Annotated in this window: 16 protein-coding genes; 7 read left to right on the forward strand and 9 right to left on the reverse strand. The window is 47.8% G+C overall.

Translation table 11 applies throughout. The annotated features are described in order from the left end of the window. Positions 1-49: 49 nt before the first annotated feature. Positions 50-223 carry a hypothetical protein gene (locus tag BLA28_RS34235; protein ID WP_242955480.1) on the reverse strand — a complete coding sequence of 58 codons (174 nt, stop codon included), beginning with the start codon at positions 221-223 and terminating at the stop codon, positions 50-52. Beyond that, the gene (locus BLA28_RS34685) at positions 207-608 is read right to left on the reverse strand and encodes a flavodoxin family protein (RefSeq protein WP_242880631.1); all 402 of its coding nucleotides are present in this window, start codon (positions 606-608) and stop codon (positions 207-209) included. The genes BLA28_RS34235 and BLA28_RS34685 overlap by 17 nt, the downstream gene beginning before the upstream one ends. 244 nt (positions 609-852) lie before the next feature. Between BLA28_RS34685 and BLA28_RS14435 the strand changes: the two genes are divergently transcribed. After that, complete coding sequence (locus tag BLA28_RS14435) at positions 853-1,839, forward strand: glycoside hydrolase family 43 protein (protein WP_069158500.1); 987 nt, start codon at positions 853-855, stop codon at positions 1,837-1,839. A 17-nt stretch (positions 1,840-1,856) separates the two neighbouring features. On the opposite strand, the gene BLA28_RS14440 is transcribed toward BLA28_RS14435, so the two are convergent. Both BLA28_RS14440 and BLA28_RS14445 read right to left on the reverse strand, forming a co-directional pair. Then, complete coding sequence (locus BLA28_RS14440) at positions 1,857-2,300, reverse strand: hypothetical protein (protein WP_242877720.1); 444 nt, start codon at positions 2,298-2,300, stop codon at positions 1,857-1,859. Between the two features lie 58 nt (positions 2,301-2,358). After that, positions 2,359-2,997 (reverse strand): 4Fe-4S binding protein, encoded by a 639-nt coding sequence (locus tag BLA28_RS14445; protein ID WP_069158499.1) that lies wholly within the window; start codon positions 2,995-2,997, stop codon positions 2,359-2,361. 194 nt (positions 2,998-3,191) lie between these two features. Here BLA28_RS14445 and BLA28_RS14450 point away from each other — a divergent pair, with 194 nt between their 5' ends. Next, positions 3,192-3,662 carry a VanZ family protein gene (locus BLA28_RS14450; protein ID WP_069158498.1) on the forward strand — a complete coding sequence of 157 codons (471 nt, stop codon included), beginning with the start codon at positions 3,192-3,194 and terminating at the stop codon, positions 3,660-3,662. A 2-nt stretch (positions 3,663-3,664) separates the two neighbouring features. Here BLA28_RS14450 and BLA28_RS14455 read toward each other — a convergent pair whose 3' ends face one another. From BLA28_RS14455 to BLA28_RS14470, 4 genes are all read right to left on the reverse strand, one after another. After that, entirely contained in the window at positions 3,665-4,588 is a 924-nt protein-coding gene (locus BLA28_RS14455) for a sensor histidine kinase (RefSeq protein ID WP_069158497.1), read from the reverse strand. Positions 4,589-4,616: 28 nt separating this feature from the next. Then, positions 4,617-5,387 carry an ABC transporter permease gene (locus tag BLA28_RS14460; RefSeq protein ID WP_069158496.1) on the reverse strand — a complete coding sequence of 257 codons (771 nt, stop codon included), beginning with the start codon at positions 5,385-5,387 and terminating at the stop codon, positions 4,617-4,619. Beyond that, a complete protein-coding gene (locus BLA28_RS14465; RefSeq protein ID WP_069158495.1) occupies positions 5,380-6,303 on the reverse strand; it encodes an ATP-binding cassette domain-containing protein in 924 nt (307 codons plus the stop codon). Before BLA28_RS14465 ends, BLA28_RS14460 begins: the two co-directional genes overlap by 8 nt. 79 nt (positions 6,304-6,382) lie before the next feature. After that, positions 6,383-7,078, reverse strand: coding sequence for a response regulator transcription factor (locus BLA28_RS14470; protein ID WP_069158494.1), 696 nt, complete (start codon positions 7,076-7,078; stop codon positions 6,383-6,385). A 228-nt stretch (positions 7,079-7,306) separates the two neighbouring features. Here BLA28_RS14470 and BLA28_RS14475 point away from each other — a divergent pair, with 228 nt between their 5' ends. The 5 genes from BLA28_RS14475 (at position 7,307) to BLA28_RS14495 (ending at position 11,552) form a co-directional block, all read left to right on the forward strand. Beyond that, a complete protein-coding gene (locus BLA28_RS14475) occupies positions 7,307-7,684 on the forward strand; it encodes a helix-turn-helix domain-containing protein (protein WP_081330124.1) in 378 nt (125 codons plus the stop codon). A 198-nt stretch (positions 7,685-7,882) separates the two neighbouring features. After that, the gene (locus BLA28_RS14480; RefSeq protein WP_069158493.1) at positions 7,883-8,317 is read left to right on the forward strand and encodes a MarR family winged helix-turn-helix transcriptional regulator; all 435 of its coding nucleotides are present in this window, start codon (positions 7,883-7,885) and stop codon (positions 8,315-8,317) included. Positions 8,318-8,511: 194 nt separating this feature from the next. Continuing rightward, on the forward strand, positions 8,512-9,660 hold the full coding sequence (locus tag BLA28_RS14485; protein ID WP_069158492.1) for an AI-2E family transporter: 1,149 nt from the start codon (positions 8,512-8,514) through the stop codon (positions 9,658-9,660). 4 nt (positions 9,661-9,664) lie between these two features. Further along, positions 9,665-10,882, forward strand: a complete 1,218-nt coding sequence (locus BLA28_RS14490) for a glycosyltransferase (RefSeq protein WP_069158491.1) — start codon at positions 9,665-9,667, stop codon at positions 10,880-10,882. Then, positions 10,869-11,552, forward strand: coding sequence for a putative ABC transporter permease (locus BLA28_RS14495; RefSeq protein WP_069158490.1), 684 nt, complete (start codon positions 10,869-10,871; stop codon positions 11,550-11,552). The genes BLA28_RS14490 and BLA28_RS14495 overlap by 14 nt, the downstream gene beginning before the upstream one ends. Positions 11,553-11,579: 27 nt before the next feature. On the opposite strand, the gene BLA28_RS14500 is transcribed toward BLA28_RS14495, so the two are convergent. Further along, entirely contained in the window at positions 11,580-13,082 is a 1,503-nt protein-coding gene (locus BLA28_RS14500; RefSeq protein ID WP_069158489.1) for an L-fucose/L-arabinose isomerase family protein, read from the reverse strand. Positions 13,083-13,215 lie beyond the last annotated feature (133 nt).

Raw genomic sequence — 13,215 nt, forward strand, 5'->3', positions numbered from 1 at the left:
CAAGAGAAAATAAAATAGTTTATATGGTTATAACCGCAAAAATAAGAGGCTATTTTGCCTCCGCTTGATTAAAGTACCTGACAATATTATTAATTCCATTCAGTGCATCCGGATCCTTCACAGCAGGCCTGTTATTTGTATTGTGGCTGTAAACCGCAGGGAATATATCATGACAATTCATATGATGTAAAAGGGTGCAGGCTGTTTCATAGGCTTTGTCCATGTGTCCGTCTCCTCCGCCGATAGATAACAGCCCCCTTTTTTGACTTGGAAACGGGTTCTTCCTTCCTGAAAAATCGGGTGCTGTAATAGGTTTGCAGACGGCTGCCCAAATCCAAAAGCTTTCCTGTAAGTTCCGAAAAATAAATGGGAGACGCCAGTAAAATATTATCGCATTCCTGTATATAAGCATATACTTCCTGCATTTCATCCTTTATGGAACATCCTGCTTTTGACCAGCAGAAACGGCAATCCATGCATGGTGATACCTTACAAAAATAGGCATTAACAATCTTGTATTCTCCATTTAACTTGTTTACTGTTTGCTCTAACAAACTGACAGTATCGCCGTTTTTCCTTGGAGATCCATTCCATATCAGAGTTTTCATATGTATTTTCTCCTATTGTTTATGAGGTCATTCTTTGTTACAGCTGCTGTAGGGTAATAGGGGCAGTTAAGTCTGCATCCGGAGAGACGCTGGCATTGGCAGAATATGCGGCGAATCCTTTATTTGATTCTAAATGTTATCGGTTTGAAAGTCAAACTTCCTGTCCGCAGATTTCTATGGCTATTGCCGGAAAAAGGTGTTATTCTGGCAATATAGAAAGCATAAAAAGGAGGAGGCGTAAACTATGGGGGATAAAATTCACGTTAAGGATCTGCATACCAGAGATGTATGTATTGTTCCCTGGGAAAAGGAACAGAAATATTTTCTCTACGATTGTTTTGAACGTCCGGGACAGAAGGGGCGGGCCGTAAACGTGAGGGAAAGCAGCGATCTTGTCTGGTGGTCGGAAAGCTATCCTGTGTTTGAACCGGATGAAAACTTTTGGGGGCCGTTGGATTTCTGGGCTCCGGAGTGCCATTACTGGCGGGGAAAGTATTATATGGTAAGTTCCTTCCGGGCGCCCGGAGGATACAGAGGGTGTCAGTTTCTGGAGGCAGAAACGCCGAGGGGGCCGTTCCTTCCTAAAAAGAATAAGCCGGCAACTCCGGAAAACTGGCATTGTCTGGATGGAACCTTATACGAAGACAGACAGGGTAAGCCCTGGATGGTATTCTGCCATGAATGGCTGCAGGTTCAGGATGGACAGATTTGCGCTATCCGTATGGAAGAGGATCTGTCGGATTCCATCGGGGAGCCTGTCATCCTGTTCCGGGCGTCGGAAGCGCCCTGGCGTTTTACGGATGACAGAGATTTATGGAAGCTGACAGAGCCGCAGCCCAAGATGGGCTGGGCAAGGGTGACTGATGGCCCTTACCTTTACCGGGCCCAAAACGGGGAACTGCTCATGCTCTGGAGCAGTTTTTCCAACACAGCCTATACATGCGGTTATGCCCGTTCCCTGTCGGGAGAGATCACAGGGCCGTGGAAACAGGAGCCGGAACCACTGTTCAGCCAGGACGGCGGACATTCCATGGTGTTTACCAGGTTTGACGGAACGCTGATGATGTGTCTGCATACCCCCAACCGGCCGGGAAAAGAGCGGATGCTCCTGTTTGAACTGGAAGACAGCTTCGGAAAACTGCATATCCGCAATGAAATCACAGGCAACTGGATGTATAACAAATACAGGGAAGACGGCAGTGACATAGGACCTTATGAGGACAAAGAGTAGAAAAGGTATCGCTTAATTCAGGAAACCGGATCGGGATCGTCCTCCCCGCAGGTACGGAGAGCCTGAAAATAGTTACAGGCAAAAGAAGCGCCTGCAAGGAAAAGGGCGGTCCCCAGACCGGTATAGAATACGGCGATAAATAAATCCGGACAAAGGCCGGAAACACGCAGGCCGATACCGAAGGTCATCATAAAAGCCATGATACAAAATGATTTGATGTCAAAAAATTTAAGGAAGAACTGTTTTTCCTCCTGATAATTAAGAATACGGAAGGTATGTTTTCTGACAAGCTTGTCAAATACCAGGAACCAGAAAGCGGTAAATATCACACATGACAGGAACAGATTCACCAGGGTGACATTGCCCCGATAGGAAAGGATTCCTATTCTCAGAATGTTGAATCCGGCAATGGCCCAGATAATGCCTGCCAGCAGCAGTAAATGTTTTTTGTTGATTTTCAACGGAACATCCTCCATAAAAGTTTTAATAATATGAACGATGTTCATTGTACGCCTGTAATTATCTTCTGTCAATCTCTTCCTTTTTCTTTTTCACAGCGGAAAAGGGACAGATTTCATAACAGGTTCCGCAATGAATACAGTTTTCCTCATGGATAAAGAAAGGCGTTCCTTCTTCTATACATCCTGACGGACAGGCCTGTACACATTTTCCGCACTGACGGCAGTCGTTCGTAATGTGATATCCTGCCTGTGTAATGTCTGCGCCTCCGAAGGAAAAGCTTTCCCGGAAGGGAGGCTGCTGCCGCAAGTCGAATAATTCACCTTCTCCTTCATAAATCTGAAATACGGTAAGAACCTTTCGGGAGATTTCGTTGGGATAGATCCGTTCCATATAAGTATTTTGTTCGAACACTTTTCCGACCAGCCCGCCTCCCAGTTCTCTTATTTTCCCGCGGACAGAAACAACTACCGTTGACAGGGTATCATTCCCTTTCATGCCGCTGAGGGAAACGTATTCCTGATTAAGAAGCCTTGTATAAAATTCTTTTCCCCTGGATGTGAGAAAATATATGCTGCTATCGTCACACAGCATCAGATCTATGACGCATGTATGGGGGAATCCGTTTTTGTCCACTGTTGCAAAAACCGTAGAGTGGATTTCTTTTACTAATAAAGAAAAAATATCTTTTACTTCCATGATGTGATACCTCCTCTAAAACTGTTTTCAGGCTTGCTGACATCTGCCTGCGTGTTTATAATAGTTCCATAGGTGTCAGAAGTAAAGAAGGTACATTATAGTAACATGGTATCTTTTGGATACTAACAAAGAGAAAGACAGTCCGGATGCCGCATAAGACAGACCCGTATGGCGAGAGAGGGGATAAAGATAAGATGAAGGATAAGTACAGGAACCTGCCCACAGTTCTGTTTTGGCTATATATTGCCGCAGTACTGCGCATCACCGTATTTCGTCCGGGGTTCCTTCCTGTGGAACTGCTGAAAAACGGAAGCATAAACCTCACTTTATTTCAGGGCTATGTCCCGCTGCTTAAAAAGGATGACTGGTTCCGTTTCCTTTATTTATTTGTGGGGAATATCATATGGTTTGTGCCCTTCGGAATGTACCTGGAGCATAAATCCCGGGGGAAAAGGTCATGGAAGATTGTTCTGGGCGGTTTCCTTTTTTCCCTGACTATCGAGAGCCTGCAGTATCTTTTCGGCACAGGCTATTCGGAATTGGATGATTTGATACTGAATACTGCCGGTGTATTTGCAGGCGCGGTCTTTGTAAAGGGGATAAAACGGCATGCTGTTCGCGGAGGAGGGAAACCTTACGTTAATGCGGAAGGTAAAGACTCATAAATTCAGGTATCGTCAGACTTATCTGCGCAGGGCAGCAGAAGGCGTATTGCCAGCATGCCTTCTTCCAGCCGCGCGTCCAGCCGGCCGCCCATCTGTTCGGCCAGCAGCTTTGCCACCGACATGCCCAGTCCGCTGCCTTGGGCATTTCTGGAAGCATCCTTCCGGTAGAAACGATGGAAAATCTGTTCCGCATCTTTTTCCGTAAATCCTTCCGCGGGGTTGCGAAAAGTGAGAACCGCCTGTCCCGCAGTGCATTCCAGGGAAATGGAGGCTTCCTTTTGCCCGTATTTGAGGCAGTTGGAGGTCAGGTTGTGGAAGATCCGCAGCAGCCCGTTTTCATCGGCAGATACCCACAGGGGTTCATCCGTAAGACGCAGGGTAAGTTTCAATCCTGCCTTTTCAAATTCCCCGTAGAAGGCCAGGATATGCTCCTTAAACAGATGGGTGATATCCAGCCTTTCCTGCTTCAGGGGAAGCTCCTGGTTTTCCAGGCGGCTGTACTCATACAGCTGGGCAATCAGCTGGTTCAGATATGCGGTACGCCTTTGTACCACGTCCAGGTTTTCTTTTTGTTCCGGGCTTAATTCTTCTTCTCCAATCAATTCCAGGTATCCGGAAATACTCGTGAGAGGAGTCCGCAGATCATGGGAAATATTAGTGATTTCGGCAAGGATTTCCTGTTCCCGCATGCTTTCCATGCGGCTTTTGGCAAAGGAGGCATCGATGTACCGGTTGATTTCTCCGGCAAGCTCCTGCAGGTGTGTGTCGGGAGATTCCGCAGTCAGATGCCGCAGGGAAATTCCTTCGTCATTGATTTCCTTCAGATCCCTGCGGATAAGCAGAAGACCGCGGCGCAGGGAAAAGAGGCGCATGGCCAGCGCCAGAACAATAAGGAACAAAAGAATACATAATATTTTACAGACCATAGCACTGCCTCTTTTCCATGTTTTTTTATTACCGTATCTCCCGTTTCTTCAGCCAGAAAATCCCGGCACAGAGAAAGATCAGGGCTCCGCCCAGGCCGGAGAGATAGCAGCGCAGCATTCTTATGGGAGTATCCCAGTAAAAATGAATGCCTGCATTGTCGAAGGTAAGACCAAGCATGCTCGCGGGACACCATTCCGCGGCTTCTGAAAAAATCGGGTATTTCATTCCCAGGAAACGGAAAAGATAGGGAAGGATATACACAATAAATAATATCGGAAGAATGCCTGATATGCTGTTTCCGATGTTGAAAATAAAGCAGAAGCCGATGGAGAGCATAAAAACACACAGGGGGTAGCCTCCGAGCAGGGCATGAACCAGATAATACCATTCCCCTTCATTGCTGTGTTCCAGAAACAGCCAGGATAAACATACTAAAACAGCCGGCAGGATCAGATAGACAAGAGTGCATATCAGCAGCTGCACCAGGAATTTTCCCAGATAAATACTGCTGCGGGGAATACCGAAGGCCACGCTGTTTTTAAGGGGAGACTGTCTGTTGCGGGAGTTATTCTCCATAAAGCCGGCAAAAACCAGTGTGAGGGGGAAAATACCGGACATGGAGGTAAAAATGCCGTTGAATGCAAAATAGGTATTGGCATAGGCGAACCCAGGCCGCCTTCCGAAAAAGGCAAGTACTGCGACCATCAGAAAAATAAGCCCCAGGCATACCAGTATTGTGTTCTGCAGTCCCCGGTTGTTCCGCTGCCGGTACCATTCACTTTTCATATAATTAAGCATCTGCATTCCCTCCCATCAGATTCATATAGTAATCCTCCAGCTCTATATTCAGTGCGCTGATGGCATGCAGGCCGATTCCATGAAGAATGGCGGCCCTGCTGATTTCTTCCTTCCGTTCAGGAGGGGCGTAGATATGAAAATGTCCATCCGGTAATATTTTGTATTCTGTAATCCCCAGCTCCTTCTCCAGGATAACCGCCATCTGTCCCGCATCGTCAACCTCAAGTATGATATAGGTGCCGCACTTGTCCTTCAGTTCCTTTGCGGATATCTGTTCCAGCATTTTCCCGTGGGACAGAAAACCGTATTGTGTAGCCAGATTTTCCAGCTCCGAGAGGATATGGCTGGAGATCAGAAGGGTAATGCCGTTTTCCTGGTTCAGCCTGAGAAGGATATTGCGGATTTCCAGGATCCCTTCCGGATCCAGGCCGTTGATGGGTTCGTCCAGAACCAGAAATTCAGGGGCGGCGAGCATCGCAAGGGCAAGGCCAAGACGCTGCTTCATTCCCATGGAAAAATTCCGGTACTTCTTTTTCCCCGTATTTCCAAGCCCCACCATATCCAGCAGCCGGGATATGGTTTCCTTTTCCGGAATCCCGAACTGGAGACGGTAATATTCCAGATTCTGCCGGGCCGAAAGATCACCGTAAAAGCCGGGTTCTTCTATCAGGGTTCCGATCCGGCGGCGGACGCGCTGTTCTTTTTTCTCGGGGATTTTCCCGAAAAGCCGTATTTCTCCCCGATCGATCCGGGTCTGTCCGGATATCAGACGCATCAGCGTCGATTTGCCGGCACCGTTGCTGCCCACCAGCCCGTAGATGGAGCCTCTGGGGATTTCCATCGTTATATCCTGCAGTACAGGGACATTCCTGTATCTTTTTTCCACCTGATTCATTGTCAGTACTGATTCACTCATGGAAAATTCTCCTTTCTTGTTGTTTCCTTCAGGATAGCCTTAATTTTTTTAGCAGTCCTATGGAAAGTATAAAGAAAGTTTAAAGATTTATTTTGTAGCCGATGCCCCACACGGTCTGTATATATTCTTCGTCGGTAAGGGCTGCCAGCTTTTTGCGGATATTGCTGATGTGGACGCTGACGGCGTTGTCTTCCCCGTAAAAGTCGCTGTTCCATACGGACTGGTACAGGTTCTCCCTGGAAAATACCTTTTGAGGATTGGCCATTAACAGCTGAAGGAGAAGGAATTCATGGGTGGTGAGGGGGATTTCTTCCCCTCTGAGCAGTACCCTGTGGCTCTCCGGATATAATTCCAGCTCCCTGCAGGTTAGCTTCTGAGGGGAGGAGGCGTCCGCCTGTACGGCGGAATAGTCGCCGGCCCTGCGAAGCTGTGCCTGGATTCTTGCCAGAAGCTCCTGTTTTTCAAAGGGTTTGGTGATGTAATCGTCAGCGCCTGCTCCCAGAACATTGACCTTATCGGAAAGCCCGGCTTTGGCAGTCAGGGCTATGACAGGCATCCGCAGTGTCTTACGGATTTCCGTAAGAAGTTCTTCACCGGACAGCCCCGGGAGCATTAAGTCCAGCAGAACAAGATCATAGGTGTTCAGCTTAAGCAGCAGCCGGCCTTCTGTGCCGGAAAAAGCGGTTTCCGCTTCGTAGCCTGCCCGTTCCAGGATTTTCTTTAAGAGAGTATTGATATCAGCGTCATCTTCTATGACTAATATTTTATTTTTCATAAATGGCTCCTTACAGGGAAAACGGCATTTTGTTTTTCGGGTTATCAGGTACAGCCTGCATTGGAAATCTTGTCTGGTATACCTGCCTGTAGCTTAACAGATAGAGTGGGAAAAGGTCAATGCCGCTTTTTGAACAGATGCAATACAACAAATTAGAGTATGTATTGCGACCTGTTCGGGAAAACTATGCATTGCTATGATTGTCATAGAAAATGCGAGGTGATACCTATGGAGAAAGAGGATAATCAGCCGGATGAGAAGCAGAGAAAGAAAAAAGAAGAGAAGATGCTTAATCTGGAAATAGGCGGAAGGCTTAAGGAATTCCGGAAAAATGGAAAATATACCCAGGAGCAGTTTGCGGAGGTTTTGGAAGTGAATGTGGAGCATTACCGTAAATTGGAAAATGGGAAATATGCCTTAAGTCTTAAGAAACTGGAGACTTTATCCAAAAAATATAATCTCAATCTGGACTATCTGATAACCGGTACGAAGGACAGCCGGGAGTTTAATGTGGAGGCTTATCTTGCCAACTGTGATCGTGATCAGAGAAATGATTTTATCGAACGCGTCCTTTTATATATGAAGAATCTGATGCTGAATTCCTGAAGAGGTTCCGGGTGCGGATAGAATGAAGGGCAGCAGAAAGGCCAGGCTTATCCTTATGGGATATTCGGACTTTTCTGCTGCTGTTTTTTATGATTTTATAGGGGCGGAAATATCCCCGCGTAAGCCAGGGACACTTGACAAGTATCCGAACTCGGACTAGAATGAATATATTCTTATAAATTCAAGGAGGGTTTTCCGATGAAGCAGGAGAGTAAAAAAGTATTTGGATTGATGAATCAGCAATTTAAGGAACTGACCGCAATCTATCACCGGGCTGCCTGTCAGCACGGCATTTCCGATAATGAGTTTTGGGTGTTATATGCGCTTTTCGTTTTTGAAGAGGAACAATCACAACAGAGTATCAGTGAAATGTGGTCGCTTCCCAAACAGACCGTTAATTCTGTTGTATCGGGCATGATCAAAAAAGGGCATGTTTATCTGGAAACAATACCGGGGACACGGAATAAGAAGGTGATCCGTCTGACAGAAGAGGGGAAGAGATTCGGGGAAAGTGTTATTTTTCCTATATACGATGCGGAGCAGCGTGCAGTCGATAATATGACTTTGCAGGAACAGCAGCTTTGTACGGAGCTGTTGGCAAAATACATTTCATTTTTAGATAAGGAAATCTGATAAACAGCCTGTCCTTTTTGGGGCCTGTATACTGCTGTACATGTAATATCTGTACAGCAGCATACAGGTCTTTTTTCGTCCTGACTGTCCGATGCTTGACAAGTATCCGAAATCGGACTATAATATAAACATCCGAAATCGGACTCTTTTGCAGGACAGAAAAGACTGATAAAAAAGGAAGGGACTTCGCATTGATGAATGAAAAAAACAGGCAGACTTTATTTTTAATCGTATTCGGCATTCTCTTGTTTGCCGTCGTTATGAATTTTTCCGTTGTACTGACATTTCTCAGGAGAATTACAGACTTGCTTTTCCCTATATTGTTAGGGCTGCTGTTTGCCTTTGTCCTGAATGTACCAATGACTGGCTTTGAAAAGCTTTTGACCCGTCTGTCGGCCAGGGCAAAGCATGAACCTTCAATCAGGCTTTTACATGGAATGAGCCTTATGCTGACATTATTGTGCATTGCGCTTGTGATCTTCCTTGCCTTTGCCCTGGTGCTGCCGGAGTTGGCTGAATCTGCAAAAAGCGTATGGCCGCTTCTGAAAGAACAATGGCCGGTATGGACAGAACAGCTGAAAGCTTGCCGGATTGATCTTTCCGCAATTTCAGGCTGGGCGGCGAAGCTGGATATGAAAACACTGGCAGGAGGCGCTGACAATGTCATGGGCTCCGCGATGCAGGCAGCGGCTTCAACCGTATCCGGCGTTGCCAATACCGTATTTGGATTGGTGATATCCATTTATATCCTTATTAGTAAGAGTACGCTGGGACCGCAGGTCAGGAAGCTGATCGGCGCGAACCTGAAAAAAAGCACCGCAGAACGTATCTGTTCCATCGCTTCCCTTATCCGGGAAACCTATAGCAAATTTCTGTCGGGACAGTGTGTGGAGGCAATTTTGCTGGGCTGTCTGATCGTTCTCGCTTTTAGTCTGTTCCGGCTTCCTTACGCCGGACTGACCGGATTCCTGACCAGTCTGTTTGCTTTCGTACCCTATGTCGGGGCTTTTGCCTCCTGCTTTATAGGTGCTTTGCTGACATTGCTTGCAGCGCCGTCTAAGGTTCTTCTTTGTGTACTTGTTTATTTGGCGGTTCAGTTTATTGAGAATCAATTTATTTATCCTCACGTGGTGGGAAACTCGGTCGGTCTGTCCCCGCTGTGGACACTGATTGCCGCTTTGCTGGGAGGCAAAATGTTCGGCCTTCCAGGCATTATCTTTTTTATTCCGCTGGTGGCTGTCATTTATTCGCTGGTTCGTGAGAATACCAATCGGAAGCTGAAAAAACAGGCCGCTGCAGGCGGGTCTGCCGGAATAAAAGGGGTATCGGATCAGAAAGGGTGATTTTATGAAAATAGCATTATTCAGCGAAACGTATCTACCCCAAATCAACGGGGTTGCAACACATATAAAAACTTTGAAGGAAGGTCTGGAAACGCTTGGACACAGGGTCCTGGTGGTTACGGCAGACCCAAAGGCAGCCGGACATTACGTGGAGCATGGTATACTCCATTGTCCTGCGGCAGAACTGAAAGATTTGTACGGTTATGGTATGGCGGCTTCCTATAGCCCGGAGCGTATGCGCTTTATTAAGGAGTTTTCCCCCGATATTGCCCATGTCCATACGGAATTCGGAATCGGGTCCACCGGTCTGGAGACCGCAAGGGAACTGAGAATCCCCTTGATTTATACACTGCATACCATGTGGGATGAGTATCTGCATTACATTGCTTCACCGACTCTTTTTCCTGCGGTCCGCAGGCTTGTTTATGCCTATATACGGTATTTCGCAAAACAGGCCGACGCTATTATCGGGCCATCGGAAAAAGTACAGAAGTTCCTGGACACTTGCGGTGCAGGCAGAAAAGTCAATATGATAGCCAATGCGGTGGAATTCGACAGGTTTTCCCCGGAACAGGCAGACCGTACGGTTACGGCAAGACTCCGATGTGTCTATGGGCTTAGTCCTGACAATCTGGTTATCTGTTTCTGCGGACGGCTGGCACGGGAGAAAAGCGTGGATGTATTGATTGATTATTTTGCTGTCTGCCAAAGGGCGGATGAACGGATTAGATTGATGATTATCGGGGACGGACCTGAACTGGCGGAGCTTAAAAGCCGGGTCAGGCTGCTGGGTCTTACAGATGCCGTGATATTCACAGGCGCAGTCCCTCATGATTCTGTCAGGGAGGTATATGCCTGCTGCGACCTGTATGCCACGGCCTCCCGTTCGGAGGTCAATTCCATATCCATGCTGGAAGCTATGGCTATGGGGCTGCCTGTCCTGTATATAAAGGATGAGGCTAATGCAGGACAGGTGACGGACGGGGTAAACGGGTATATTTTCCGTAATGCGGAGGAACTGTGTGCTGCCGTTTTTCATTATCGGGATCGCAGTGAGGCGGAAAAACAGCAGCTGCGTTCCTCCACGAGGCTATCCGTATGCTGCGCCAATCAGATCAATATGGCGGGACATGTGGAGGCTGTCTATATAAGCCAGATAAAGAGGAAAGCGGCAATTAGGAAAGAGATTGGAAAAGGAGGCGGTCCGGATGGCAATGCTTGATATTTTGCTCCTGTTTCTCGTGGGAAATGTACTTGGTTTTGTACTGGAAACATTATACTGTTATCTGCTTACGGGAAAATATGTGAGCCGCCGCGGGGTAGTTTACGGCCCCTTTAACCAGATTTATGGATTTGGAGCCGTTTTGATGACCCTGCTTCTGAAGTCCCTTGCAGAGAAAAGCCTGCCGGCGCTGTTTATCGGCAGTGCGGTTCTGGGTGGGATTTTTGAAATCGGATGCAGTCTTTTTCAGGAAAAAACCTATGGAACGGTGTCCTGGGAATATTCCGGACAGCGTTTCGCTTTCTTCGGCGGGCGGACAAGCCTGAAATTTATGTTTTTCTGGGGAATCCTGGGTACTGTTTATATCGGTGTGCTCCACCCGATCCTGTTTGCATTCTTCGGCAGGATACCGTTATCCGTCAAGGCACCTGTGGTACTCGCATTAACTCTTTTTCTTATTTATGATCTCTGGCTTTCCTATGTGGCAGTCGGAAGATGGAGAAAGCGGCTGTGCGGTACGCCCGGATCCGGACGGCTGGATGCATGGCTGGATGAGAAATTTACAGATGAACGGATGAAAAAGCTCTATCCGGCCATGCGTGCCGCTGACCGCGGAAACAGTGCTTCCGGCAGCAGAAAAAAGACGATGAGGAAAATGTGGGGCGGATAAATACAGCGCGGATACGTCAGCTCCCCACTATTTATCCAGAGTCACACAGGGGATCCCCAGAATTTCCGACACTTTTTCCATTACAGATGCGTTATGCCCCACACTCATGGCGAAGTGGTGGGTGGGCGCTTCGGCGAACCATTCATCCATATAGGAATCCGGATCCTTTTTAAATTTCACCGGGGTCTGGGTATTGCCGATAGTCATAATGGGACCGTCTGTGGACTGGGCCTCAGTTATAATGAACTTAAGCCTGCCGTCAATGGTCTGGGTGCAGGCCAGATTGGTGATAGGGCCTGTGCGCACCTTTGCCTCGACGGAAACGCCGGTACCCTGTTTGCCATGGTAAAGCCCCATTCCGCGCAGGATGGGTTTCCCTTTGGCGATCGCCAGATGGAAGGGGCCGTCGTGTCCGAGCAGGATGGTGCCGTCTTCATAATCTACAGTCACGATTTCGCAGAAGCTGCCGCCGGTTCCTAAGATATCGCATATTTTCATGGCGAGGCAGGTTTTCAGATCCCCCTCACCGGCACAGGGGATTCCCCGGGCGGTTAGCAGGGAGTGGCCTACGATGAAGCCGCTCTGCAGCTTTTCATATTCCCCGCCGGGAGAACCGTGGTAGTAATAGGTCAGGGCGTCCAGGCCGTAATCCCGCACAAGCCGTTCCTGGGCTGCCGCCACCCGGGCGGACCAGTCAAGCTGTTCATCCGTTGGCTTTTGAGCCAGCGGGTCGGCGGCCTTTTCTTCACTGATTAAGAAAAATTCCAGGATTTCCTGTTTCTTTGCCAGGACTTCTTCCTCTGTTACCTGTGAAAGCTCTCTGTTTAAATCACACATTTCCAGTATTTCTATATGGGCTCCGGTCTGTGCCTGTATCATGGTAAAATCGCTGTACATATCCAACATTCCGTTATACGTATTTCCCAGGAATCCGAACCGGCAGCCGGATAATTCCCTCTTTACTGCGGCGGCCTTCACCCATTCTCCGATTTCCTTCCATGCCTTTATGGCTTCCGGACGTGAAGCCGTATTTTCCTCTGTGAGGGAAATGCCGGGTGTGTGATCCAGGCCGAGAAGTCCGTTGATGATCCGGCAGGCGATGCCGCTGCGGTGGAATGCATTGGACAGCTCCGGGACAGGACAGGCGCCGCAGTGGGCCAGCCATTCTCCGGTAGTCGTCCTGTCATAGGCAATCCGCGCGGCGGGCTGCAGGTTCAGTATCACGACAGGTACCCTGCAGATCTGATGGATGGGAAGGACGGAAGAGCTGTTCACATAGGTGCCTGAATGGGCGAATATCAGATCCACGTTATGGGAATTAAAATATTCCCCGCATTCCCTGCCAGCCTCTTCGCAGTCGGCCAGTCCATAGAAGAAGACCTCTCCGCCCAGAGCCGTTATTTTATCCGAGATAAACTGTCCGTAATGAAGCAGCCGTTCCCGAAGTCCGGGAAACTGATTCCAGTAAGCTTTCAGCCCCATGGTATAGATTCCGATACGGGGTTTTTTGGGAGCTTTCCATTTTTCCATAAGTAATCCTTTCCTGAAAATATTATTATTTTGTAAAAAGAAAATGATCTTTATATACCCATTATAAGCTGATAAAATAGAAGTTACATCCAAGAAAGTTGGCTGAAAATAACAGAAAATTGGTATATAGGTT

It is taken from the genome of Eisenbergiella tayi, from assembly GCF_001881565.1.
GTDB classification, from domain to species: domain Bacteria; phylum Bacillota; class Clostridia; order Lachnospirales; family Lachnospiraceae; genus Eisenbergiella; species Eisenbergiella tayi.

Bases quoted from the DNA above. Each gene is read 5' to 3' on its own strand.
- BLA28_RS34235 (WP_242955480.1), bottom strand. From the start codon at position 223: ATGGACAAAGCCTATGAAACAGCCTGCACCCTTTTACATCATATGAAT.
- BLA28_RS34685 (WP_242880631.1), bottom strand. From the start codon at position 608: ATGAAAACTCTGATATGGAATGGATCTCCAAGGAAAAACGGCGATACT.
- BLA28_RS14435 (WP_069158500.1), top strand. From the start codon at position 853: ATGGGGGATAAAATTCACGTTAAGGATCTGCATACCAGAGATGTATGT.
- BLA28_RS14445 (WP_069158499.1), bottom strand. From the start codon at position 2,997: ATGGAAGTAAAAGATATTTTTTCTTTATTAGTAAAAGAAATCCACTCT.
- BLA28_RS14450 (WP_069158498.1), top strand. From the start codon at position 3,192: ATGAAGGATAAGTACAGGAACCTGCCCACAGTTCTGTTTTGGCTATAT.
- BLA28_RS14455 (WP_069158497.1), bottom strand. From the start codon at position 4,588: ATGGTCTGTAAAATATTATGTATTCTTTTGTTCCTTATTGTTCTGGCG.
- BLA28_RS14460 (WP_069158496.1), bottom strand. From the start codon at position 5,387: ATGCTTAATTATATGAAAAGTGAATGGTACCGGCAGCGGAACAACCGG.
- BLA28_RS14465 (WP_069158495.1), bottom strand. From the start codon at position 6,303: ATGAGTGAATCAGTACTGACAATGAATCAGGTGGAAAAAAGATACAGG.
- BLA28_RS14470 (WP_069158494.1), bottom strand. From the start codon at position 7,078: ATGAAAAATAAAATATTAGTCATAGAAGATGACGCTGATATCAATACT.
- BLA28_RS14475 (WP_081330124.1), top strand. From the start codon at position 7,307: ATGGAGAAAGAGGATAATCAGCCGGATGAGAAGCAGAGAAAGAAAAAA.
- BLA28_RS14480 (WP_069158493.1), top strand. From the start codon at position 7,883: ATGAAGCAGGAGAGTAAAAAAGTATTTGGATTGATGAATCAGCAATTT.
- BLA28_RS14485 (WP_069158492.1), top strand. From the start codon at position 8,512: ATGAATGAAAAAAACAGGCAGACTTTATTTTTAATCGTATTCGGCATT.
- BLA28_RS14490 (WP_069158491.1), top strand. From the start codon at position 9,665: ATGAAAATAGCATTATTCAGCGAAACGTATCTACCCCAAATCAACGGG.
- BLA28_RS14495 (WP_069158490.1), top strand. From the start codon at position 10,869: ATGGCAATGCTTGATATTTTGCTCCTGTTTCTCGTGGGAAATGTACTT.
- BLA28_RS14500 (WP_069158489.1), bottom strand. From the start codon at position 13,082: ATGGAAAAATGGAAAGCTCCCAAAAAACCCCGTATCGGAATCTATACC.